This is a genomic window from Paeniglutamicibacter psychrophenolicus (genome assembly GCF_030812255.1).
GTDB lineage: Bacteria > Actinomycetota > Actinomycetes > Actinomycetales > Micrococcaceae > Paeniglutamicibacter > Paeniglutamicibacter psychrophenolicus_A.
The window spans coordinates 24,628-48,485 of sequence record NZ_JAUSSH010000014.1 but is presented as its reverse complement, the minus strand read 5'-3'; the positions used below and the strand labels follow the sequence as shown (position 1 = coordinate 48,485).

Genomic DNA, 23,858 nt, shown 5'->3' with positions numbered 1-23,858 from the left:
CTTAGGTGGCTGGATCGGTGGAGGCTGGACGGGCGGAAGCTGCCCGGGTGGAAGCTGCCCGGGTGGAAGCTACCCGGGTGGAAGCTGCAAGCGTGGAGGATGCGTGGCGGGAGGCTGCAACGGCGGCTTCCCAGGCATCGGCGAGCCCCTCGGGGGTGGGCAGGGCGGCGATGCCCGCGGGTTCCAGTCCGTGCTCGCGCAGCCGCTTGGCGGTGCTGTCCCCGATGGCGATCAGCTCCTGGCCCCTTCCCGGGCGCGCTGCAAGGTCCGGGAACAGTGCCAGGAACTTGTCGACGGTGCTCGGCGAGGAGAACATGACCGCATCGAGCCCGGCCAGGGCCCCGGGGAGCTCGGGGACCGCGAGCAGGTACCCGCCCCCGGGCAGGTCCACCGGGGTTGAGGCCGGCGGTCCATGCAGCGCGCGTGCCGGATCCGCCGGGGCGGTGACGGTGTTGTAGGCGGTGACGATGTCCGCATGCCAGCCGTGGGCCGCGAACCCGTCGCGCAGCGTGGCCGAGGCGATGTCCGCCTGCGGGGCAAACACCCGTGCGGCCGAGGTGCGCAAATCCGGCCAGTCGGCGAGCATGCCGCGGGCCGAGTGGTCGGTGGCGGGCATGAAGTCGATGGGCGTGCCCAGTGCCTGAACGGCCCGCGCGGTGGCCTCGCCGACCACCGCGACGCGGGTGCCGGAGGGGATGCGCAATTCCACGCCCAGCCCCGCGGCCCGGACACCCAGCGCGGTGAGCGTGTTGACGGAGGTGAACACGCACCAGTCGTAGTGCCCGGACAGCATCCGGCGCAGGTGCGCATCGAGTTCCGCGGTGTCGGCGGGCAGCTCGAAGTCGATGAGCCGGCACACCGCCGTGCGTGCGCCGCGTGCCGCAAGGACCTTTACGGTCGCCGCGGCACGGTCGGCGCTGCGCAGCAGCAGGGCGGTGCGCCCCGCCAACACCCCGGGATTCGACATGGTTCCTACAGTCCCGCCAGCTCGGCCGCGCCCTCGCGCAGCAATTGCTCGGCCAGCGCGACGCCCAGGGCCGCGGCGCCGTCGAGCGTCAACGTCGAGGTCCGCGCCGAGCGGCGCATGGTGTCGGACCCGTCGACCTTGCAGGCCACCGAGTCGAGCACCAATTCATCCCCGCGGACGGTGGCCAGCGCGCCGATGGGCGCGGCGCAGCCGGCCTCCAGGCGGGCCAGCAACGCGCGCTCGGCGGTGACGGCCAGGCGCGTGTCGATGTCATCGAGCTGCACCAGGGCGGCATCGACGGCAGCGTGGCCGCTGCCGCCGGTCCGGACCTCGACGGCCAGCGAGCCCTGCCCGGGTGCCGGGAGCATGATGTCCGGGTCCAGGTACTCGGTGATGTGCGCATCCAGCCCCAGGCGCTCCAGGCCGGCGGCGGCCAGGACCACCGCGTCCAGGTCGCCCTGCGCGGTGCGCCCCACTCCCCCGTCGTCCTTCTGCACCGGCGAGCCCTTGACCCGTCCCAGCCGGGTGCCGACGTTGCCGCGGATGTCCACGATTCTCAGGTCGGGCCGGAAGGCCAGCAGCTGCGCGGAGCGCCGCGGGGAACCGGTGCCCACGGTGGCGCCCTCGGGCAGCTCGGCCAGGAACAGCCCGTCGCGGGCGCACAGCGCGTCGCGCACATCCGCGCGCTTCGGGGTCGCGGCGATGAGAAGGCCCGCCGGCTGCGTGGTGGGCAGGTCCTTCAGCGAGTGCACCGCCAGGTCGCAGGTGCCCTCGTAGAGTGCCTGGCGCAGGGCCGCGGCAAACACGCCGGTGCCGCCGAGCTGCGAGAGCGGACCGGTGGTCACGTCCCCCTCGGTCTTGACCAGCACGGTGTCGGTCTCGACGCCGGAGAGCCGGTTCAGTTCCACGGCCACGTGCCCGGTCTGGGTCGTGGCCAGCGCGGAGCCGCGGGTGCCGATGGTGAAGCGGGAGGCGCTCATGGTGCCGGCACCCCGACCTCTGAGTCGACCGCGGCGATGGTCGGCTTGACGGTGCCGTCGCGCATCACCTTGGAGCAGCAGTTGGGGCGGCAGACGTCGAACCAGGGTCCGAGCCCGGCGACCGAGGCGCGGCCCGGCTTCAGCGCGGCACCGTCGGCCCCGGCCAGGCGCTCGGCCACCAGGTCGACCATGCCGGAGACGAAGTCCGCGTGGGTGCCGGGGGTCGGGGCGCGGTGGAAGGCCAGGCCGAGTTCGGCGCAGGTTTCCCTCGCCTCGGTGTCAAGGTCCCAGAGGACCTCCATGTGGTCCGAGACGAAGCCGATGGGCATCACCACGACCCCGGCGACGCCGGCGGCCTGGTACTCGGTGAGCGCGTCGTTGATGTCCGGTTCCAGCCACGGCACGTGCGGGGCGCCGGAGCGGGACTGGAAGACCAGGGAGTGCGACAGGCCGGCGGCCTCGGGCACCCCGGCCAGGATCGCGTCGGCGACGGCCAGGTGCTGGGCCGAGTACAGGTCGGTGTCCAGCGTGGCCACGAGGTCGCGCGGACCGGCGGCCTGCGCGTCGGAGGTCGGGATCGAGTGCGTGACGAACACGATCTTGATCTCGCCCTCGGGGTTCCCGGCCGCGACCAGCTGCGCCCGGACCTCGGCCAGCGAATCGCGCAGCCCGCCCATGAACGGGGTGACGAATCCGGGGGTGTCGAAGTACTGGCGCACCTTGTCGACCTCGAGCTTGCCCTCCAGTCCGGTCTCGCGCAGCGCGACGCCCAAATCCTCGCGGTACTGGCGGCAGGAGGAGTAGCCGGAGTAGGCGCTGGTGGAAAGCATCAGCACCTTGCGGTGGCCCTCGGCGTGGATCTGCTCGATGGTCTCGGCCACGTACGGGGCCCAGTTGCGGTTGCCCCAGTAGACCGGCACGTTGATGTCCCGGGCGGCCAGCTCGGCCTCCAGGGCGGCCTTCAGCGCGCGGTTCTGCGCGTTGATCGGGGAAATGCCGCCGTTGGCCCGGTAGTGGGTGGCGACCTCCTCGAGGCGCTCGTCGGGGATCCCGCGGCCCTTCGTGACGTTGCGCAGGAACGGGATCACGTCTTCCTGTCCCTCCGGGCCGCCGAAGGAGGCCAGCAGGATCGCGTCGTAGGCCTTGGGGGCCATGACCCCGTTCTCGTCGTACCCGGTGCGCGGGTCGAAGCCCTGGCTCATCGCAGGACCTCGGCGACCTCGGCGGTGGAGATGCGGCGGCCGGTGTAGAACGGGATTTCCTCGCGCACGTGGTTGCGGGCCTCGGTGTAGCGCAGGTGGCGCATCATGTCGACCAGGTCGATCATGTCCGGGGCCTCGAGGCAGATCTGCCATTCGAAGTCGGAAAAGGCGAAGGCCGCCACGGTGTTGGCCAGCACGCCCGGGAAGTCGCGGCCCAGGATGCCGTGGTCGCGCAGCATCTTGCCGCGTTCCTTCGGATCCAGCAGGTACCAGTCGGTGGAGCGGACGAACGGGTAGACGGTCATCCAGGCCTCGGGGGCCACGCCGCGGGCGAAGGCCGGCGAGTGGTCCTTGGAGAACTCCGCCTCGCGGTGCACGCCCATGGTGGAATAGACGATGGAGGTCTCGGCGAAGAGGTAGGAGCGGCGGATCTTGCGCACCGCGGCCTGCAGCGCCTCGGGGGTCGGGCCGTGCACCCAGGTCATCACGTCGGCGTCCTCGCGCATGGCCGAAACATCGTAGGTGCCGCGCAGGGTCACGCCCTCGGCGGCCAGCTCGGCAACCAGTGCGTCGAACGCCTCGACGCCCTCGGACCGGTCCAGGTCCGAGTCGCGCTTGAAGACGGTCCACAGGGTGTAGTACATGGTCGCGTCGGCCCCCGCCGCTTCGCGGTCGCGGATGACGGGTGAATTGGATTCCACTGCACTCATGGGTTGGTTCTCCTGCTTTCTTTGCGGTACTTCGCCTTCCGGCGAAGTGGTTCTCGTACGTGTTGCGAAAGTCTGTGGTGCCGCCCCCGTCCGGCACGCCGGGGCGGCGCCGGGCGGGACGGTCGGGCGTCAGCTGGCGGTGATGCGCAGGCGCTTGCGGGTGTCGTTGACAACGGAGGCCAGTCCGGTGCCCGCCAGCCAGGCGCCGACCAGCTCGAGGCCCGGGTGCGTGGCGGCGATCTCGCGGATCGCCGCCACGCGCGCGGCGTGCCCGGTGGTGGCGAAGGGCAGCGCGCCGGAATAGCGCACGACGTCGAAGCCCAGCACGTCCCCGGCGGTGATTTCCATGCCCAGCAGCACCGAGGCGTCGGCCAGCGCCGCGTTGCGCAGCGAGGCGTCGTCGGCGTTCACCAGCGCGGAGGCCACGTCGTTGAGCCGGCCGTAGGACAGGCGCAGCACGTGCGATCCGGGGCCCGATTCGTCGCCCAGCCAATGCCACTTGGCCGTCGCGTGGGTCAGTGCCTTGGCCCCGACGTTGTCCGCGGTGGGGGCGACCAGCAGGCCGGTCCCGCGCGGGGCGTCGTCGAGCTCCGGCTTGTCGATGACCAGGGTGACCAGGGAAATGCCCGCGCCGGGCGCCGGGCGGTGGACGGCGAAGGCCGTATCGATGCCGACCAGCAGGTCGACGGCGACCGACCCGCCGGTGGCCACCACGACGCGCTCGGCCAACACCTCGCGGGGCGCCGCCGGGGTCTCGGCCTTGGCCGCCTTCTCGTGCCTCTCCTGCTTTTCGTGCTTCTCGGCCTTGCCGGGACGCGCGGGCGCGGCGGCGTCGGCTGCGGCCGGGGCAGCCAGCAGCACGCGGAATCCGGCGGGTTCCCCGGTTGCCGCCAGCGCCTCGACCCGGCTGTTGGCGTGCAATTCGACGCCCGCGGATTTCAGGTCTTCCAGCAGGGCGGCGGTGAGCCGGTTCATGCCCCCGACCACCGAGGCGACGGCGGATCCGGCCGGGGCCGCGGCGCGCATGGCCGCCACGGCGCGGGCCAGCGAGCCGTGCTTGAGCACCGCGGCGCGCAGCCCGGGGGCGATGGCATCGACGTCGAGGGTGTCGGGATCGGCCGAGTGCACGCCCGAGACCACGGGGGTCACCAGGTTTTCCAGCACCGCCGAGCCCATCCGGGAACGGACCAGCGCGCCGAGGGACATCTGGCCCTCGGTGATCTTCTTCGAGACCGGGGTGATCAGGTCGGCCGCGGCGCGCAGGGCCCCGGTTCGTCCCACGGCGCTGCGCACCTCTTCGGCCCACGGGTCCCCGGGGATGCCCAGGATGCCGGTGGCCGGCAGTGGCTGCGCGATGTTTTCGCTGCCGCGCTTCAGGTACAGCCAGGCTCCCCCGGGTTCCGGGGTGACGATGTCATCGCCCAGGCCCAGCTCCCCCAGGAGGTCGGCGACGGCGGTGGAGCGGGTGGCGAAGGATTCGGCGCCGGCATCCAGCCGGAGCCCGGCAACCTCGTGGACGCCCACGCAGCCGCCGAAGGCCGCGGAGGCCTCGTGGACCTGGACGCGGTGTCCGCTGGTGGCCAGTTCGCGGGCGGCCACGAGCCCGGAGATGCCGCCGCCGATGACCACCGCAAGCGGGCCATCGGGCACCACCGGGGCGGGCGCCGCGGCCTCGGTGCCGCGGGCACGGGCCAGCAGGCGCATCGCGTGGGCCGCGGCGTTGGAGGCGACGGGGGTGCGCCGGGCCTTGGCCGGAGCCTTTTCGGCGGCACCGGCGAGAACTGCCGGCGGTGTTGCCGGCGGTGTTGCCGTGCCGGGCGTTGACGCATCCGCGGTGCCGTCGGCGTCCAAGGGCGTGTCGGCCACCGGTGCGTTCCCGGTGCCCGGTGCACCGGCCGATGTCCCGTCGTCGAGGTCCGCCGCGGCGCCCGCGGCGGACCGGGCCGTTCCGGCTTCATTGGCCGAGCCGCGGCGTGGCTGCTCTTCGACGTTTGGCACCATCAACTCTTTTCAGGGAAACGAATGTGTATCTTCGAAGGCGCCGGACACGATGCGCTTACGGCCGCGCGGCGCTGGGCCGTTCGGCCGGCGCACCGTGTCCTGCACCCGGTGTTGCTTCTTCTAGCTTAACGCCCGGCCACGGGGATCGAGTGAATGAGTTCGACCACACGCGTGAGGGTTTCCGGGTTGGTTTCCGGCGGCACGCCGTGGCCCAGGTTCGCCACGTGCGAGACGGCGGTGTCGCCAGCGGCAAGCACCTCGCGCACGTGGGCCTCGAGAACCTCCCACGGGGCCGAAAGCAGCGCCGGGTCGATGTTGCCCTGCAACGGGATGTCCCCGCCCAGGCGGCGGTTGGCCTCGTCCAACGGCAGGCGGTAGTCCACGCCCATGACATCGACGCCGACATTGCGCATGGCGCCGAGCAGTTCGCCGGTGCCGGTGCCGAAGTGGACCAGCGGGACGCCGGTGTCGCGCACGAGGTCCAGGGCACGCGCCGAGGCCGGGGCGACGTGGTTGGTGTAGTCGGCCAGCGAGAGCGATCCGGCCCAGGAGTCGAAGAGCTGCCCGGCGGAGGCGCCGGCCTCGATCTGGGCGCGCAGGAACGCACCGGAGGCGTCGGCGGCCCAGTTGGCCAGTTCCTCCCAGACACCCGGCTCTGCATGCATCATGGTGCGCGGGCCCATGTGGTCGCGGGACGGGCGTCCCTCGACCATGTAGGCGGCGACGGTGAACGGGGCGCCGGCGAAGCCGATCAGCGGGGTGTTGCCCAGCTGTTCCACGGTCATCGCGACGGCCTCGCGGATCGGGTCCAGCGAGGCGTCGGTCATCTTCGGCAGCGCCCGCACGTCGGCGGCGGTGCGCACCGGGGTGCCCAGCACCGGGCCGACGCCCGGGACGATGTCGACCTCGATGCCCGCGAGCTTCAGCGGGATGACGATGTCGGAGAAGAAGATCCCGGCATCCACGCCGTGGCGGCGCACCGGCTGCAAGGTGATTTCCGAGGCCATCTCCGGGCGCAGGCACGATTCGAGCATCTCGGTGCCCTCGCGCAGCTTGCGGTACTCGGGCAGCGAACGGCCTGCCTGGCGCATGAACCACACGGGTCTGCGGCTTGGCTTCTGGCCGCGGTAAGCGGTAATCAACGGGGAATTGGCGGTACGACCGTCCATCAGCGGGTGGTTCTGGCTCAACGTCATGTTATTGATTCTGCCAACATATCGGCCCGAACCGTAATCCACACGCCCCCAGCGAACGTACGCTGCGTGGTATTGGGCGACCTCGTCACACCCGATGCTCTACAACCAGTAGAAGCGCTATCATGGGAGGCACTGTGGTTTTACTATCTCTCGTTGCCTCCCATTCAGACATCGACCTCGAGACCGTGGCAAAGATCAGTGCCGACGCCTCCCAGGTCGCTTCCGTCGTGCTCGCTTCGGCCAGCCCTGTTGCCGGCGCCATCACCCTGGCCACCTGCAACCGCTACGAAATCTATTGCGAAGTGCCGCAATCCGAGGACGTACCTGCCGCGCGCTCGGAGGTGATCACCCAGATCGCCGCCAGCACCGGGCTTTCCGAGGCCACCATCTCCACCGCGCTGGTCTCCAAGACCGAGACCGAAGTCATCGAACACCTCTTTTCCGTCGGCGCCGGACTGGATTCCGCCGTCATCGGGGAGCGCGAGATCGCCGGCCAGGTGCGCCGCGCGCTGAACGAGGCGCAGGCCGCCGGAACCGCCACCGGTTCCCTGGTCCGGCTCTTCCAGGCCGCCTCGCGCACCGCCAAGGACGTCGGTTCGCGGACCTCGCTGGGATCCCGCGGCCTCTCGGTCGTCTCCGTGGCGCTGGACTTGGCCACCGACCTGAGCCGCGAGTCCGACTGGGGCTCCAAGAACATCGTCATCTTCGGCACCGGCGCCTACGCCGGGGCCACCATGTCGCTTTTGCGCGAGCGCGCCGCCCACAACGTGTCGGTGTTCTCCGCCTCGGGACGGTCCGAGGCATTCGTCGCCACCCGCGGGGGCACCGCGCTGGACGAGTCCACGCTCGAGGCCGCCCTCGAGGCCGCCGATGTCATCATCGGGTGCAGCGGTTCGGACCACCGCCTGATGGCCGCCGACATCGCGACCCTTGACCGCGGCTCGCGCCCGTTGATCGCCATCGACCTGGCCCTGACCCACGACTTCGACCCGGAGCTCGGCTCGCTGGAAAACGTGGAGCTGATCAACCTGGAGTCGGTGCGCATGGCCGCCCCCGAGGAGCAGGCGCAGTCGCTTCGCCAGGCCCGCGGGATCGTGGTCGACGCGGCCGAGGCCTTTGCCGCCGAACAGCGCGAACGTGCCGCCGATGCCGCCATCGTGGCCCTGCGCCGGCACACCCAAAAGGTCCTGGAGGCCGAGGTCGAAAAGGTCCGCGCCCAGCACGGCTGCACCGCCGCGGCCGAGGAAGTCGAATTCGCGATGCGCCGGATGATGCGTCAGCTGCTGCACGTGCCCACGGTCCGTGCCCGCGAGCTGGCCGCAGCCGGGCGCGCCGGGGACTACATCGATGCCCTGGAGACGCTGTACGGGCTGGAGGTCGAGGTGCCCATGGCGCCCTCGATGAAGAAACAGGGCACCTGCCCGGTGACCGGCATCCAGGGCAGCGATGCCGGGAACCTCGCCGAGTCCGCCCCCATCCAGCAGGCCGGATAGCCAACCCCCGCCGCGTCGATGCCGGGCCGGTCGGGCCGGGCACAAGACGCCACGCAAAGGGCACCGCGGGAATTTTCTTCCCGCGGTGCCCTTTGCCGTCCACGGCGTGCCGGTGCCGGTCAGGCCGGCCGCTTGCCGGCGATCAACCGGGCCGCCGCCCGCTTCTGCGCGCTGCTGCATTTGCCGTGGTACCCGGTGTAGTAGGTGCTCCCGTCGGCCAGGCGTCCGCTGCGCTTGGCACCCATGGAGTCGGACATGCAATCGGCCAGGTGCTCGATCCCGTATCCGTCACGGCGCGGATTGATCTTCTCCGCATGCCGAACCAGCTTCGAGAAGCCCCGGGGATACGCCTTGAACTGCATGATGTGCGCGCATTCGTGCAGGGCCACGGCCTTGATCGGTGCAGTGCTCGGGTCAGGGTGGCCCACCCGGCTCAGCGTGATGCGCCGTGGACTGGACTGCGCGTAGTACTCGTCCTTGCGGTGGCTCACCCGCACGGTGATCCGCGGGCAGTACCTGGAGATGTTCCTGGACACCGCCGCGCCCCATGCCGCGTCCGAGTACGTCCGGGCGCCCGGGCCCACGGCCTTGCCCAGTGAAACCTTCTTCACGTGCTTCAGCGCGACCCAGCCGGTCTTTCCCTTGTACTGGACCCGGACCCGGGAACGCGGCTTGTTGCGGGCGTTGTCCACGGTGCCGAGGGTGTAGTCCCGCCCGATGGTCGCCAGCTTCTTGCCGCCGTTGGCCTTCGAACGCAGGACGGTCGACTGCTTGGCGGTATACTTGGCCACGACCAGGCGCTTGAGCTGGTTGGACCTGACCCAGCCGGCGCGGCCCAGGAACTTGATCTGGGTGTAGCCCTTCGAGGTCTTGCCGGTGCCCCACACCTTGTATCCCTTGGTCGCCGACCCCAGCCGGGCCCCTGTGCCCTTGCCGCTGCGCGGCTTGATGGTGATGGTGGCCATGTAGTGCGGCTTTGACGCGCCCACGGTGCTGGACCCGGCCAACACGATCGGCTGGGCGGATGATTCCGCGTGCATCGCCGGCGCCTTCGACGAAGCGGCGGCCGGAGCCGCCAGGGGCATCCCGGGGATGGCGGCCTTACCCGGCCCCTCGCCGGCCAACGGTGCGGTCAGCAGGCACTGCGTGAGGGCCAGTGCGCCAACGAGCGCAAACAGGAATGCTTTCATGTGGTGCCTTAAACCTCAGTGCCCTCCCCAACGAGCAACACTTCAGTGTGAACACTCACAGGGTAGTGGAACCCCGGGCGCACCGTGGCCGCCGCGGCACGGCCACATCGCCCGGAAACCGGACAATCCACCGCTGGCAAGCTGGCTCAAGGCCTCAGTAGGCAGGCATGCGCGGATCGACATCACTGATCCAGTCCAGGATTCCGCCCGCGACATGACGCACCTGCGCGAAGTCCCGGTCCAGCAGGTAGCGCAGCACCTCCCCGGAACGGCCCCCCGACTTGCAGTGCAGGATGATTTCCCGGTCCCGGGGCAGCTCGATTTCCCCGCCCAGGATCGCCCCGCGCGGGGCGAGGATCGCCCCGGGAATCGAGGCGATTTCGGCCTCGCCCGGCTCCCTGACATCGACCAGCAGGAAGTCTTCCTTCCCCTCGGTGCGCAACTCGAGCAGGCGCGCCAGCTCCCTGGCATCGATGCTGTGCGCGGCCATCTGCGCAAGCCCCCGGGCATCCAGCACGGGAGCCGAGCAGAAGTCGTCGTAGCTTTCCAACAGGCCGGTGATCGGCGGGACATCGGGATCGGGCAGCAGCGACACCTCCCGCCAGGTCATGTCCAGCGAGTCCAGGATCAACAGGCGCCCCAACAGCGAGCGGCCGACCCCGGTGATCAGCTTGATGGCCTCGGCCACCATCACCGAGCCGATCTGCGAGCACAGCACCCCGAAGACCCCGCCCTCGGCGCAGGAGGGAACCGTGCCCGCCGGCGGCGGGGTCGGATACAGGTCGCGGTAGTTCGGGCCGTGGGCGTCCCAGAAGACCGACACCTGGCCGTCGAAGCGCAGGATCGAGCCCCAGACGTACGGGATGCCGGCGAGCGCGGCCGCATCGTTGACCAGGTAGCGGGTGGCGAAGTTGTCGGTCCCGTCCAGGACCAGGTCGTATTGGCCGAAGAGCTCCACGGCGTTGGAGGCATCCAGCCGGTGGTTGTGCACCCGCACGGTGACCAGCGGGTTCAGTTCCTTGATGCGCGCGGACGCGGACTCGGTCTTCGGCTGGCCCACGGTGAGGGTGGAGTGGATGACCTGGCGCTGCAGGTTGCCCAGGTCCACCTCGTCGTCGTCGATGATGCCCAGGGTCCCCACCCCGGCCGCGGCCAAATAGAGCAGCGCGGGGGCGCCGAGCCCGCCGGCGCCGATGACCAGCACCCGGGCATTCTTCAGCCGGCGCTGCCCCGTCATCCCGATCTCCGGGATGATGATCTGGCGCGAGTAGCGCAGCAATTCCTCCGGCAGCAGTTCGTCCCCGGGCGGCACGAGGGCCGGGAGCCGGCCGGCGGTGGCGTTCCCGAACCGGGTGGTGGGGTCGTTGCTATGGTTCATGTATTCACCATAATGCTTGTGCGGCGCATTGGCGTCGGTCCGGCATCCGTCGTTACCCAAGAGTAGACTTGTGCGGAATGTCGCCCGATTTCGATGCGGGCGGCGAGCTTTCGCGAAAGGGCCGATGTGACTACTCCCCCAGGCCGCGGCGGCCGGACGCAGCGGACGCAGCGGATGCCGCGCGAGGTCCGTCGCCGCCAGCTGCTCAACGCGGCCCACCAGGTCTTTGTGGCCCACGGGTACCACGGGGCCTCGATGGATGAGATCGCCGAGGTTGCCGAGGTGTCCAAGCCGGTGCTGTACCAGCACTTCCCGGGCAAGCGGGAGCTGTATGTGGCGCTGCTCGATGCGCACATGGACGAGTTCAGCGCGCTGCTGCAGCAGGCCATCAATTCCACCACCGACAACAAGTTGCGGGTCGGCGCCACGATTCGCGCCTACTACGAGTACATCTCGCGGGATTCGCAGGCGTTTCGGCTGATCTTCGAATCCGACCTGCTCAACGACGAGTTGATCGGCGGGCGCATCGAGGCGTTCAACGCGAAGTTCGCCGGCCGCATCGCCGACGTGGTTGCCGAGGACACCAGGCTTCCCCCGGCCCAGGCCCTGCTGATGGGCCGGGCCATGGCCGGGATGGCCCAGGTCTCGGCCCGCTACTGGGTGGATATGGCCGACGAGGTGTCCATGGAAGAGGCCAGCGATCTGGTCTCGCGTTTAGCTTGGCGCGGAATCGGTCGATTCCCCAAGGAATCCTGACGTAAATTCGACACTAGATGTTGGTCGGCGCCACCGGGCTCCGGCACATGCACCAAACCAGGAAGGCCACCATGGACGTTCGCATTGGAATTCAGAATGTTGCCCGCGAGATCGTGATCGAGTCCGCCGAGGATGCCGAGGAGTTGGCCAAGCGCGTTTCCGACGCCCTGGCAGCAGGCGGGGAACTTCGCCTCACCGACTCCAAGGGCCGCCTCATGCTGGTGCCCGTCGCGGGCATCGCGTATGTCGAAATCGGTGTCGAGGAAGCACGCCGCGTGGGCTTCGCCCACTAGGCACCAGGTCACCAGGCAGGTGGGGAGGAACGGGAAACCGTTCCTCCCCACCTGTTTAAGCCCCCACCGGGGCTACTGGAACGCCGGCGGTTCGTCGCTCACCTCGGTGTTCAGGCCCACGCGGTTGCCGTCGGCGTCCGTGTAGATGCTCAGGGCCGGCGCGTGGGTCCGGTCCCCGGCGCCTGCGTGCGGCTGAAGTGCTTCCTGGAGCGCTTCCAGCCCGGAATGGGACATGAACTTTTCGATGTGGATGCGGTTGGCACGTGGCGTTGCGGTGTCCTCGAACCGGATCCGCGGGTTGCGTCCCTCGGGATCCACCAGGAACCCGTCGCGCCCCTTGCGGTAGCCCATGGCACCGATCCAGAAGTCCTCCAACCTGGCCGGATCCTGCGTCTCGATGCCCAGGGTGACGTCCTGGTGGCGATCGGGCACCGCAACGGCGCCCGAGTCGGAGGCGGCGAATTCAAGCAGCGATGCCAGGGCCACGTCGCGCAGGGTGACTTCGTCGCCCACGTCGCAGGAGGTGGTGCGAAGGAAGATGGTGCTCGCCCGCCAGTCGACATCCGGGTGGTGGCCCTGGTGCTCGGCGGCCTCGGCCACCAGTGCGAGGAAGTCGACGGCGTCCCGGGTGTCCGGGAACGCCCAGGCGCAGACCAGCGATCCTTCCCGCTTCCTCCACGACGGCAATTCCTTCAGCGCCCTGGCGATCTCGTAGTCGGTCAGGACGCGGGTGGGTGAGTCCTTGTCAAGGCCCATGGTGGCGGTTCTCGTTTCTTGTGGTGCTGTCATTGGTCGGTGTGTGCCCCGGCGCGGGCGGGCGGCACGGCCCGGGGCGGGCCCAGGCGGGCCGGCTCAGGCGGTCATGCCCAGCTGGCGCATGCGCCGCGAATGGTTCTCCACCAGCCGGGCAAAGAGCCGCGTCATTTCCTGGCCACGGCCATCGGGGCCCTGAATCTGCAGGGCGCCCCAGTAGTCGTACGTCTCGCCGATCTCCCTGGCCTGGGTCAGCGCCTCGCCCAGCAGCCGCCGGCCCCAGAGCGCCAGGCGCGAGGCCCGCTCGGGACGGTCGGTGATGGCCAGCTGCAGCCGCTCGCGCAACCACTCGGTGTTCGCCTGCGACGTCTTGACCTCGTGCACCAGGGTGCGCACCTCCGCTTCCAGCCCGGAGGCAATCAACGCGTATAAGTCGGCGGCGACCCCGTCGATCACATACGCCTTGGTCAGCGACTCGTACCAGTCCCCCGGCTTGGTCCGCCGATGCATCTCGTCCAGCGAGGCCATGAACGGCTCGATGACCTCCTGCGGGTCAAGTCCCCGCTCGGCAATGCGCTCGCGCACCATCTCGAAGTGCCCGAACTCCTTCACGGCGAAGCGGCCCAGGGTTTCGCGGTCCACCAGGGTCGGCGACAGCCGCGCATCGGAGGACAGGTGCTCGAAGGCCGTCAGTTCCTGATAGGCGATCAGCCCCATCAGGGCCAGCTCCGCGTCGTCGGCTGCGGCCGCCGAACCATAGGTCAAGGGTGTTTTGGTCATGGGTTCAGCGTACTCGGGGCCCAACACGCCCGGCACGTCGATGCCACGGCGGCGGCCGGGTGGCTATGCTGGCGTTGTGAGCCACCAATACATCGCCTTGACCCCCGAGGCCCGAAGCACCGCACTGGCCCAGGCCCTCAAGGCCCTGGAAACGGAGTTCGAGGTTCGTTCCGAATTTCCGGCCGAGGTGCTGGATGAGGCCGAACGCGCGATCGCGGACTTCGAGCTGCCGGCCATCGACAAGCGCGACATCGAGCTGGTCACCATCGACCCGGCCAGCTCCACCGACCTGGACCAGGCCCTGCACCTGTCGCGCAGCGGCGACGGCTACCTGGTGCACTATGCGATCGCAGATGTCCCCGGCTTCGTGGCCCTCGGCGGCACCCTCGACGCGGAGACCAGGCTGCGCGGCCAAACCGTGTACCTGCCGCACCGGCGGATCTCGCTGCACCCCGAATCCATCAGCGAGGACGCCGGTTCGCTGTTGCCCAACCGGGACCGCAGCGCCTACCTGTGGACCTTCACCCTCGATGCCGAAGGCGCCGTCGCCGACACCGGACTGCAGCGGGCCATCGTCCGCAGCCGGGAGAAGCTCAGCTACGTCGGCGTCCAGGACTCCCTCGATGCGGGCACGGCCAGCGAGATGCTGCAATTGCTGCGCGAGGTCGGGCTCAAGCGCATCGAACTGGAACGGGCCCGTGGCGGGGCCTCGCTGCGCATCCCCTCCCAGGAGGTCGAATGCATCGACGGCACCTACAAGATCGTCTCCGACGCCCCGCTGCCGGTGGAGGACTGGAACGCGCAGGTCTCCCTGATGACCGGGATGGAGGCGGCCCGCATCATGCTCGAGGCCAGGGTCGGGCTGCTGCGCACCATGCCCGCCCCGGCACAGAAGGACATCGACATCTTCCGGCTCCAGGCCAAGGCGCTGGGCGCCGTGTGGGAGCCAACCCAGCCCTATGGCGAGTTCCTGCGCTCGCTGGACCTGGCCGATCCGCGGCAGCTTGCCCTGATGCACCAGGCCACCAGCCTGTTTCGCGGCGCCACCTACACCGCGATCGACGGCGAGTTGCCCCGGGACACCGTCCAGGCCGCCATCGCCGCGCCCTACGCGCACACCACGGCCCCGTTGCGCCGGCTGGTGGACCGCTTCGCGCTGCTGGTCTGCTCCTACGCGGTCACCGGCCAGGAAGTTCCCCGGGGACTGCGCGAGGTGCTGCCGACGCTGCCGGAGTTGATGAACGACTCCAACCGCGTCGTGAACAAGATCGAACGCGCGGCCATCGACACCGTGGAGGCCGCCTCGCTGGCCCACCGCGTGGGCGAACGCTTCCGTGCGGTGACCCTGACCGCTTCCGGGGAATCCTCCAACGGCAACCACCGCTCGCTGGGGACCCTCCAGCTGGAATCCCCCGCCGTCATGGCTCGGTTCGAGGGCAGCTCGCAGGCCGGGGTGCAGGTCGAGGTGGAACTGGTGCATGCCGATCTGGCCAGCCGCAAGGTGCTCTTCCGCATCGTGGGCGCCTAGCGTCTCCTCCGGGCCCGGCAGCGAGGCCCGGTCGGTAAATACCGCGATTTGACCGGGTGCACGATATGCTTGAACGGTATACAAGGATGCCCGGTCGCGTACCTTGAAAAGAATTCATGCGGGATTACCCAGCGACTTCCGCGCCCCACGTGGTCAGATCCACTTGACCGCTAGCTAAGCCTGCGATCGGCTCCGCTGGAAGCACCTCGATTGTGGTGGACCTCCGACCCCTCCTTCCCGGCAGTCACGGGAACGGTCGTCGAGCACCCCTTTCCCAAGGTGCCTAAACGAATGAGACCCCCTGTGTTGAATACAGAACACCAGCTCACCGCCGATTCGGCGTCTGAGGCAGTGGACATCGAAGAAACCCTGTCCACCGATGAAACCCCGCACGAAATCCCGCAGCTGACCTTCGCCGACTTCGGCGTGCGCGCCGACATCGTCGAGTCCCTGACGGATGCCGGGATCATCCACCCCTTCCCGATCCAGTCGATGACCCTCCCGGTCGCACTGGGCGGGCACGACATCATCGGCCAGGCCAAGACCGGCACCGGCAAGACCTTCGGCTTCGGCATTCCCGCGCTGCAGCGCGTGATCGGCCCGGACGACGAGGGCTACGACAAGCTCCCGGTCCCCGGCGCCCCGCAGGCCCTGATCGTCGCCCCGACCCGCGAACTCGCGGTCCAGGTCGCCACCGACATCGCCAAGGCCGCCACCAAGCGCAACGCACGCATCGCCACGATCTACGGCGGACGTGCCTACGAACCGCAGATCGAGCAGCTGAACAACGGCGTCGAGATCGTCGTGGGCACCCCCGGGCGCCTGATCGACCTGCACCGCCAGCGCCACCTGAACCTGAAGAACGTGCGCATCGTGATCCTCGACGAGGCCGACGAGATGCTTGACCTGGGCTTCCTGCCCGACGTCGAGACGCTGCTGGCCGCAACCCCCGCGATCCGCCAGACGATGCTCTTCTCGGCCACCATGCCCGGCCCGGTCATCGCGATGGCCCGCCGCTACATGACCAAGCCGACGCACATCCGCGCCGCGGACCCGGACGACGACTCGATCACCAAGAAGGACATCCGCCAGGTCGTCTACCGCGCCCACCAGCTGGACAAGGACGAGGTCGTCGCCCGCATCCTGCAGGCCGAGGGCCGCGGCCGGACCATCATCTTCACCAAGACCAAGCGCTCGGCGGCCAAGCTGACCGACGAGCTGATCGACCGCGGATTCGCCGCAGGCGCCATGCACGGCGACCTGGGCCAGGGCGCCCGCGAGCAGGCCCTGCGCGCCTTCCGCAACAACAAGGTCGACGTGTTGGTCGCCACCGACGTCGCGGCCCGCGGCATCGACGTGGACGACGTCACCCACGTGATCAACCTGCAGTGCCCGGAAGACGAGAAGACCTACCTGCACCGCGTGGGCCGCACCGGCCGCGCCGGCAACAAGGGCACCGCGGTGACCTTCGTGGACTGGGAAGACGTCCCGCGCTGGGGATTGATCAACAAGGCCCTGGGCCTGAACGTCACCGAACCGGTGGAAACCTACTCATCCTCCCCGCACCTCTATGCGGACCTGAACATCCCCGCCGGCACCAAGGGCCGCCTGCCGCGCCACGCGCGCAAGCTCGAGGGCCTGGCCGGAGAGAAGCTCGAGGACCTGGGCGAGACCGGCAAGAAGAACGCCCCGCGTTCCGGCGGCCGGTCCTCCGAAGGCGGGCGACGCGGCGAACGCACGGAGCGCCCGGACCGTTCGGAACGCAGCAACAGCGGTGAGCGCGGCGGACGCCACGGCCATTCGCGCGGCCGTTCGGACCGCCCGGCCCGCGAGGGCGAACGCCACCGCGAAACGGCCGTCGCCGGCGATGCCGGAGAGCAGTCCGCTGCCGCCGCCGATCGCCCTGCCCGCAACCGCAGCCGCAGCCGCACCCGCCGCCGCGACGGCGAAGTCGTGACCAACAACGACGCCGAGTAGATTGACGCCCAGCAACTAGATGACGTTGACCAGCATTCCTGACGGGCCCATCGCCGATCCCTTGCCGGAAACCGATGGGCCCGCCGAGGCCATGGCGGCCCGCACCTGGGACCCCACCGGGCCCAACCTGATCGTCCATGCGGAAAATGCGGCGTTCCTGCCGACGCTTCCGGACGAAACATTCACCCTGATCTACGTCGACCCCCCGTTCAACACCGGGCGGACGCAAAAGCGCCAGGTCACCACCGCGGTCCGCGCGGCCGCCGGCGAGGGCGACCGGGTCGGCTTCCAGGGCCGGAGCTACTCCACCCTGCGCGGGGACCTGCACAGCTACGACGACGCCTTCGACGACTACTGGTCGTTCCTGGAACCGCGCCTGCGCGAGGCCTGGCGGCTGTTGGCCGACGACGGCACCCTGTACGTGCACCTCGACTACCGCGAGGTGCACTATGCCAAGGTGATGCTCGATGCGATCTTCGGCCGCGAGTCGTTCCTCAACGAGATCATCTGGGCCTACGACTACGGCGCGCGCGCCAAGTCCCGCTGGCCGGCCAAGCACGACAACATCCTGGTGTACGTGAAGAACCCCAAGGCCTACCACTTCGACAATGCCGAGGTGGACCGAGAGCCGTACATGGCGCCCGGTCTGGTCACCGCCGAGAAGCGCGAGCGCGGGAAGCTGCCTACCGATGTCTGGTGGCACACCATCGTCTCGCCGACGGGCAAGGAAAAGACCGGGTACCCGACGCAGAAGCCCGAGGGCATCCTGCGCCGGATCATCAACGCCAGCTCGCGAGAGGGCGACTGGGTCCTTGACTTCTTCGCCGGCTCCGGCACCACCGGGGCCGTAGCCCAGGCGCTGGGCCGCCGTTTTGTCTGCGTGGACGAGAACCCGCAGTCCATTGCCGTGATGACCAAGCGCATCCCGAAGGCCACGGTCCTGAGCACGTTAGAAGACTGAGCACCTGCGCGCAAGCTGCATCCGGTCGGCGGTCGGGTGACCGCCATGTTCACCCGCTGGATCTGCCGCTACACTGAACCCCAAGTAGTCTCGATTCCCCGAGGCGACTTGGGGTTCAGTCTTTTCAGGAGTGATCACCATGGCCGATATGGATTCGCGAGCCCAGCTTGCGGCAATGCTTGCCGAACAAGCCCTCCAGGTGGCGACCAAGCTCAAGCCCGGATCCTGGGAGTCGGTGCAGGCCTTGTCCACGCTGTCCATCGCACAGAGCCTGCTGACCATGAACCAGCAACAGCAGGAGCCCTGACGGCCGGCCTGTGGACAACCCCTCCCAAACATTTGGCAACGGGGTTAGGATGTCTGCTAATTGACTCCAACCGAATCGTAGGCCGTTGGCATGTTTGCGAAATCCAAGAAGGTCATGCTCATCTTCTGCTCCGGCGCGCTCGTGCTCACTGCGGCGGGTTGCGGCGGAAACGCGGAACCGGTCGAGCCCACCGGCAAGTCACCGGCACCAACTGCAACTGCAAGCAGTTCGCCCCCGACATCGTCGCCCAGCCCCACCGCGAAGCCCACGCCAACACCGGTACCTGCCAGTTCCAAGGGGCCAGCCAAGAATTGGCCGGTCCCCCAGATGCCGGAAGCCGCGAAGGAGAACTCAGAAGAAGGCATAGCAGCCTTTACCAAGTACTACTTCGAGCTTGTCGACTATACGGTGCTGACCTACGACACCAAACCAATCAAATCTGTAACAGAACATTCGTGCAAACTATGCGGCGAGCAATTAATCGACCCTGCCGATAGCAACGCAGGTCAAGGTGGCTGGCAGGTAGGCGGCGAAACTGAGCTGCGGGTTAACTTCACTAAATTGGTTGAAGGCAGTGCCTTTGCAGGGTTTACTTTTCATCGAACAAAGACCACGATCTACCTTGCTGAAGGCGAAGTCCAAGGCGAAGTTCCAGCTACTAAAACACCTGTCGCGGGAACACTCCACTTGGTCTATGCACCAAGCAGAAAATGGAAAGTCGTGGACATCGAATTCATAGATGCTGGCAAGTGACGCAATGCCTTTTCTCTCAAAGTTTTTCGTCGTTTTGTTTGCCGTGGCTCTTCAGATCACAACGTCATCGTTAGTAGACACGCCTTCAACAATGGCATGCATTAACCTTAGTTATCTGGGCGGTGACAGTGCCCATACCCGTGAAGGCAAATGCGAGGGCAAAAGTGCTCCGCAGCCTCCTCCAAACAAGTTCTTTCGTGACCAGCAGAAATCCAAGCAAGTGCGGTACGGCCCAAAACTAAAGTACCGCGTAGAGTACTATCGCCAATGCGAACCTGCTTTGATGCGACAGCTGGGGTGCGATGCGAATCCTGATTCTCCCTGTGCCGATGGGAGCTATCCCCTGATGCGACTGATCTACGCGATCAATGGGCCGAGACAAGGACAGCTGGTGGGGTCAACTTCGTACTGCAGCATAGAGCCAAAAGTCGAAGTACCGGGAGCGGAACAAGATGTCGCCAAGGTGACTCCCGAACGGTTCCGAGACTTGCCGATCTTGGCTTCAACCATCATCAGCCAGCCGGAGGGGTTTTCGCTTCGTAATGGTCACGCACACATGTACGCAAAGTCCAAGCCTCAGACATTCGATGTGTTGATCTTTGCGCAAGAAGTTCGAATCCGAGCCTTACCGGTTTCATATTCATGGACTTACGGTGACGAAACAACGCGGCGACTGAGCTTTCCCGGTGGGCCCGTTGTACAACGTGGATTTGACGAGGCGACCACGACCAGTCACGTTTACAAGGAAACTGGCGACTTCAGAGTCAGCCTATCAACTGCGTTTCGCGGAGAATACTCGACAGAGGGTGGACCTTGGACACCGATCCCGGGTGTCGCCAACGTGCCAGGCGAACCGATCTTGATGAGCGTATGGCGGACCAAGAAGATTCTGGTGGCCGAGAACTGCAATGAAAACAGTGAAGCTCCGGGCTGCAGGTCAATATACGAATGAAGCAACTATACGATGACAACAAGTAGAATTCGCGATGCATGATTATGCATGAGCGATAACGCAAAAGCCTCGGTGCTCTACCAATACGGGCAGAACACCGAGGCTTCAACTATCTACGAAGATACGGTCCCTACGGACCAACTGACGAGCGCCTAGACCAGGCCTCGTCCTTCGGCGCGGGCCTGCTTCCATTCACGGAAGAATGCACGAGTGATCACGAAGAGGGTTCCTGCAACGATGACAGGCCAGATCAGGACATATACGGTCAACCAAAAAATATCCATTGTTGTCTCCTGCTTCCTTTTCTCTACTTGCTAGTGGCTACGGGGTCGGTGTCGCGCTTGATCGTCTCGATGGGGTCGAAGTCACCAACGCGATCCTTGATCGTGCTGAAGTCGAAGTTCTGCTTCGAACGCACCGACATCGCGTAGCAAATGACGGTCGAAACTGCATAGGCCACCAGCGATCCGCTGAGCACTGAATACTCGTGCAGTGCACCCATGGCGAACGGCGCCGCGACGACAACGGCCACAATTCCCACAATGCGGGCTACCTTCAACCCAAAGAAGCCAAAGGTCATCAGACCAAGGACGACGCCGACACCGACAATACCGAGAACGTCCACCGCGTAACCGGTGAATCCCGACATCGAGATCCATTCGAAGCGCACCGGCAAGAACAACGCCAGCGCCACCAGGGTCGAGATGGTGAAGGCCTTGTTGGTGACCTTCTTCCAGTAGAAGCTTGCGATGACAGGGAAGACCAACGCTCCCCATAGAGCGCCTACAAAGACCAACAGGTCCAGGATGTTCATTTGGCCACTGGCGAAGAAGAGACCCGCAGCGGTGGCAAGGATCATGGTGATGCGTCCAACCAGCAACATGGTTTTCGGCTTGACGTTCTTCTTGCCAACCGTCTGGCCGTAGAGGTCCGTCATGGCGATGGATGAGAGCGCTGCCAAGTCAGAATCGGCTGTGGACGACAACGACCCAAGGATCATGATGAAGAAGACGCAGAGCAGGACCGGGCCGAGATAAGTGACGGCCATCTGCGGGATCAGGTTGTTCGTGTCGCCGTCCATCGGGGTGATGCCCGCATACAGGGCGATGACGCCGAGCATGCCGAATCCGATCACCGTGGCGCCGTAGCCAATGGTCGCCGTAATGAAGGTCGGCTTGATGAGGTCTTCACGCACGGCAAAGAGCCGCTGGGCAATGGTCTGGTTGCCGATGGCATAGGCCAGAACGGCTGCAATGTACGGGGCACCCTGGTTCAGGAAGGCCTCGGACGAGAAGAAGTTCGCCTGCTGCACCGTCAGGTTTGAGGCGCCGGTTTCAAAGAGTCCGGGTCCTCCAGCGGCAAAGAACACCACCGGAATGATGATGACCACGGCACCGAGCATCGCCACCACTTGCGCGAAGTCGGTCAACACCGAGGCACGGAATCCGGACCATAGCGTGTAGAGCAAGATGCCAGCGGCAACCGCGATGATTCCTTGGCGGAAGCTGAAAGGCGAGAGCAGCGCAATCAGCGCGCCGCCAGCGATGAAATTCGACGTCAGGGAGATGACGCTGCCCAGGATGTTGGAGCCTGCAAGCATGAGCTGGCTGGACCGTCCGTGACGGGCATACATGACCTCGGCCAGGGTGTGTGCCTTTGGCGCAACCGCACGGATCCTACGGCCAAAGGGGTAGATGAATAGAATCATCAAGGCCCCCCAAAGGCCATAGTGAATCGGCCCGGAAATGCCATAGGTGTAGCCAGACGTAGCCGAGGCGTACATCGACGCAGCCCATATCCACGTCGCAGTCATACTTGCCGCCGAGACACCGAATCCAATTTTATTGCCGGCAGTCATATAACCATCGGCATTTTCTTTCTTTTTGCCAATAAACAGAGTCATCACGAATGTGCCTCCGTAAAAAAGCACCAACAACCCCAGGACAACCGATCCCGCGAGAAGTTGATATTCTCCGTTTTGGAGATCCATTTCTGTCCTCTCATCATAGGAATTCCGCCGGAATAATTCCTATTACTTGCGCGCTGGCCAACAAAGGGCACAATTGAGATCGACTTCGCGTACACGAAATCGACAAAGCATCCGGCGTGGACGCATTCGGAGCGCGCCAAACCACCCGGGCATCACGCCGGACTATTGGACTTCGGCTATTGGTCGCGGGAGGTTATCCTCACCAACGCGACGCCGTTCCATGTCCAATATGACGGCGAAATTCATGCCGTCGTGGTTGTGAGCTGCTTCGTGAAACCTTGGAACAAAGCTCAACAAAAATATTTCATTCAACGAAGCAACCAAAATGATAGTAGCAGGAATGCGATGAGGTCGCTCACGGAGTAGGTCATGATACGGGGCAACTGTAGCTGGGAACGGCCCGCCACTCCCCCCGCTGATGCGCCCACAACCAGCAATGGAATTTAGAAAGATACACAATTTTCCAACTTGTTATTTCGTTGGGTATTGATATTCTCACCGCCTATCCATGACGGCGAACTTGGCTCGTCAAGACCATGCAGAATGCACCGGACAATGAGCCATGCAGCGCACAGTGCCGAGTCGGGAATTGCACCAAAAAAACCGCTGCCCGTTCGGGACGGGCAGCGGAGGTGTTCCGAAGCAGCTGTTCAGGTCAGGTCGGGCATGCCCACCGGGGCTGTGCCGGTACCTGCTTCGAGAATCCTCTGGAGCATCTCGACGGTGGTGGTGTTTTCACCAAGCATGTTCGGCTTGCCGGTGCCGTGGTAATCGGATGACCCTGTAACGATCAAGTCGTGTTCGGCGGCGATGGCACGCAAATACCCCCGGCCTTCTTCCGGGTTGTCACGGTGGTTGATTTCCAGGCCCAGCAGACCAGCCTCAATCATTTGTTCGAATGTTTCCGCGCCAACCACCCTGCCCCGGGCGGATGCAACGGGGTGCGCAAATACGGGCACTCCCCCCGCCTCGCGCACGAGTTTGACGGCGGTCACCGGATCCATGGCGTAATGCCCCACGTAGTAGCGCGAACGCGCGGTCAGCACCTGGGCGAAGGCCTCGGTGCGTGTCCTGACGACCCCTGCGGTCACCAGCGCGTCGGCAATGTGTGGTCGACCGATGGTTGCGCCGGGGGCCGTGTGGCGGGAAATCATGTCCCAGTCCACCGGATAGTCCTCCGCCAGCAGCTCCACCATGCGACGGGCACGGGTGATGCGGGCGTCGCGGGCCTTGTCGATTTCCTCAATCAGCCCCGGATGCAAAGGATCGTGGAGGTAGGAAAGCAAATGAACGCTGATGCCGAGCTCCGTCTTGCAGGAGATCTCCATCCCCGGGACCAGCCCGATGCCAAGCGCGAGCGCGGCTTCACCGGCCGCCTGCCACCCGGCGGTCTGGTCGTGGTCGGTCAAGGCAACCACGTCAAGTCCGGCCAGCTTGGCCGAAGCAACCAAATCGGCGGGAGGCTCCGTCCCGTCGGAAACGTGTGAGTGGGCATGAAGGTCGATCCGCATAGCTCTCAGGGTATCCCCTCCCTGCCCGGCAACGGACGCGGTCCCCCGGTGTTCTTCCCGGGACGAACACCACCGGAACCGCCGAGGGGCGATACCGCGACATCGACGGACGGTTGGCAGGTGCCTGATCGGGCCGATCGCAGGGGCCGCGCCGGCTCCAGCACCACGCACAGTGCCGGG

Annotated in this window: 22 protein-coding genes; 9 read left to right on the top strand and 13 right to left on the bottom strand. The window is 66.6% G+C overall.

The genetic code is table 11. From position 1 onward, the window contains the following. Window position 1 precedes the first annotated feature (1 nt). From J2T21_RS16480 to hemE, 6 genes are all read right to left on the bottom strand, one after another. The gene (locus tag J2T21_RS16480; RefSeq protein ID WP_307582791.1) at window positions 2-967 is read right to left on the bottom strand and encodes a uroporphyrinogen-III synthase; all 966 of its coding nucleotides are present in this window, start codon (window positions 965-967) and stop codon (window positions 2-4) included. Window positions 968-972: 5 nt separating this feature from the next. Further along, on the bottom strand, window positions 973-1,947 hold the full coding sequence (gene hemC / locus J2T21_RS16475) for a hydroxymethylbilane synthase (protein WP_307582789.1): 975 nt from the start codon (window positions 1,945-1,947) through the stop codon (window positions 973-975). Next, entirely contained in the window at window positions 1,944-3,149 is a 1,206-nt protein-coding gene (locus J2T21_RS16470; RefSeq protein WP_307582787.1) for a ferrochelatase, read from the bottom strand. Before J2T21_RS16470 ends, hemC begins: the two co-directional genes overlap by 4 nt. Further along, the gene (gene hemQ, locus J2T21_RS16465; RefSeq protein ID WP_373458060.1) at window positions 3,146-3,859 is read right to left on the bottom strand and encodes a hydrogen peroxide-dependent heme synthase; all 714 of its coding nucleotides are present in this window, start codon (window positions 3,857-3,859) and stop codon (window positions 3,146-3,148) included. Before hemQ ends, J2T21_RS16470 begins: the two co-directional genes overlap by 4 nt. Before the next feature lie 129 nt (window positions 3,860-3,988). Continuing rightward, complete coding sequence (locus tag J2T21_RS16460) at window positions 3,989-5,857, bottom strand: protoporphyrinogen/coproporphyrinogen oxidase (RefSeq protein WP_307582785.1); 1,869 nt, start codon at window positions 5,855-5,857, stop codon at window positions 3,989-3,991. Between the two features lie 128 nt (window positions 5,858-5,985). Continuing rightward, window positions 5,986-7,056 carry a uroporphyrinogen decarboxylase gene (hemE, locus tag J2T21_RS16455; protein WP_307582783.1) on the bottom strand — a complete coding sequence of 357 codons (1,071 nt, stop codon included), beginning with the start codon at window positions 7,054-7,056 and terminating at the stop codon, window positions 5,986-5,988. 134 nt (window positions 7,057-7,190) lie between these two features. Between hemE and J2T21_RS16450 the strand changes: the two genes are divergently transcribed. Beyond that, window positions 7,191-8,549, top strand: coding sequence for a glutamyl-tRNA reductase (locus tag J2T21_RS16450; RefSeq protein ID WP_307582879.1), 1,359 nt, complete (start codon window positions 7,191-7,193; stop codon window positions 8,547-8,549). Between the two features lie 119 nt (window positions 8,550-8,668). Here J2T21_RS16450 and J2T21_RS16445 read toward each other — a convergent pair whose 3' ends face one another. Beyond that, on the bottom strand, window positions 8,669-9,739 hold the full coding sequence (locus J2T21_RS16445) for an SH3 domain-containing protein (RefSeq protein ID WP_307582781.1): 1,071 nt from the start codon (window positions 9,737-9,739) through the stop codon (window positions 8,669-8,671). Between the two features lie 154 nt (window positions 9,740-9,893). Continuing rightward, on the bottom strand, window positions 9,894-11,117 hold the full coding sequence (gene moeB, locus J2T21_RS16440) for a molybdopterin-synthase adenylyltransferase MoeB (protein ID WP_307582779.1): 1,224 nt from the start codon (window positions 11,115-11,117) through the stop codon (window positions 9,894-9,896). A 174-nt stretch (window positions 11,118-11,291) separates the two neighbouring features. On the opposite strand from moeB, the gene J2T21_RS16435 reads away from it, so the two are divergent. Next, the gene (locus tag J2T21_RS16435) at window positions 11,292-11,873 is read left to right on the top strand and encodes a TetR/AcrR family transcriptional regulator (protein ID WP_307582877.1); all 582 of its coding nucleotides are present in this window, start codon (window positions 11,292-11,294) and stop codon (window positions 11,871-11,873) included. Window positions 11,874-11,944: 71 nt separating this feature from the next. Next, window positions 11,945-12,166, top strand: a complete 222-nt coding sequence (locus J2T21_RS16430) for a DUF3107 domain-containing protein (RefSeq protein ID WP_071213255.1) — start codon at window positions 11,945-11,947, stop codon at window positions 12,164-12,166. Between the two features lie 72 nt (window positions 12,167-12,238). On the opposite strand, the gene J2T21_RS16425 is transcribed toward J2T21_RS16430, so the two are convergent. Together J2T21_RS16425 and J2T21_RS16420 are read right to left on the bottom strand one after the other, a co-directional pair. After that, on the bottom strand, window positions 12,239-12,955 hold the full coding sequence (locus J2T21_RS16425) for a 4a-hydroxytetrahydrobiopterin dehydratase (protein WP_307582777.1): 717 nt from the start codon (window positions 12,953-12,955) through the stop codon (window positions 12,239-12,241). A gap of 63 nt (window positions 12,956-13,018) precedes the next feature. Next, a complete protein-coding gene (locus tag J2T21_RS16420) occupies window positions 13,019-13,699 on the bottom strand; it encodes a ferritin-like fold-containing protein (RefSeq protein ID WP_307582775.1) in 681 nt (226 codons plus the stop codon). 76 nt (window positions 13,700-13,775) lie between these two features. On the opposite strand from J2T21_RS16420, the gene J2T21_RS16415 reads away from it, so the two are divergent. The 6 genes from J2T21_RS16415 (at window position 13,776) to J2T21_RS16390 (ending at window position 20,177) form a co-directional block, all read left to right on the top strand. Next, window positions 13,776-15,227 (top strand): RNB domain-containing ribonuclease, encoded by a 1,452-nt coding sequence (locus J2T21_RS16415; RefSeq protein WP_307582773.1) that lies wholly within the window; start codon window positions 13,776-13,778, stop codon window positions 15,225-15,227. A 291-nt stretch (window positions 15,228-15,518) separates the two neighbouring features. After that, window positions 15,519-17,204 carry a DEAD/DEAH box helicase gene (locus J2T21_RS16410; RefSeq protein WP_373458059.1) on the top strand — a complete coding sequence of 562 codons (1,686 nt, stop codon included), beginning with the start codon at window positions 15,519-15,521 and terminating at the stop codon, window positions 17,202-17,204. Between the two features lie 91 nt (window positions 17,205-17,295). Beyond that, window positions 17,296-18,165: a DNA-methyltransferase gene (locus J2T21_RS16405; protein ID WP_307582875.1), complete on the top strand. Its 870-nt coding sequence runs from the start codon at window positions 17,296-17,298 to the stop codon at window positions 18,163-18,165. A 139-nt stretch (window positions 18,166-18,304) separates the two neighbouring features. Further along, window positions 18,305-18,472, top strand: a complete 168-nt coding sequence (locus tag J2T21_RS16400) for a hypothetical protein (RefSeq protein WP_307582769.1) — start codon at window positions 18,305-18,307, stop codon at window positions 18,470-18,472. Between the two features lie 90 nt (window positions 18,473-18,562). Further along, window positions 18,563-19,225, top strand: coding sequence for a DUF6318 family protein (locus J2T21_RS16395; protein ID WP_307582767.1), 663 nt, complete (start codon window positions 18,563-18,565; stop codon window positions 19,223-19,225). Further along, window positions 19,212-20,177, top strand: a complete 966-nt coding sequence (locus J2T21_RS16390) for a hypothetical protein (RefSeq protein WP_307582765.1) — start codon at window positions 19,212-19,214, stop codon at window positions 20,175-20,177. Before J2T21_RS16395 ends, J2T21_RS16390 begins: the two co-directional genes overlap by 14 nt. Before the next feature lie 152 nt (window positions 20,178-20,329). On the opposite strand, the gene J2T21_RS16385 is transcribed toward J2T21_RS16390, so the two are convergent. The 3 genes from J2T21_RS16385 to J2T21_RS16375 form a co-directional block, all read right to left on the bottom strand. Next, window positions 20,330-20,461 (bottom strand): putative transporter small subunit, encoded by a 132-nt coding sequence (locus J2T21_RS16385; protein ID WP_307582763.1) that lies wholly within the window; start codon window positions 20,459-20,461, stop codon window positions 20,330-20,332. Window positions 20,462-20,484: 23 nt separating this feature from the next. Beyond that, window positions 20,485-22,167: a sodium:solute symporter family protein gene (locus tag J2T21_RS16380; protein ID WP_307582761.1), complete on the bottom strand. Its 1,683-nt coding sequence runs from the start codon at window positions 22,165-22,167 to the stop codon at window positions 20,485-20,487. A gap of 650 nt (window positions 22,168-22,817) precedes the next feature. Beyond that, on the bottom strand, window positions 22,818-23,678 hold the full coding sequence (locus J2T21_RS16375; RefSeq protein ID WP_307582759.1) for a PHP domain-containing protein: 861 nt from the start codon (window positions 23,676-23,678) through the stop codon (window positions 22,818-22,820). Between the last annotated feature and the right edge of the window lie 180 nt (window positions 23,679-23,858).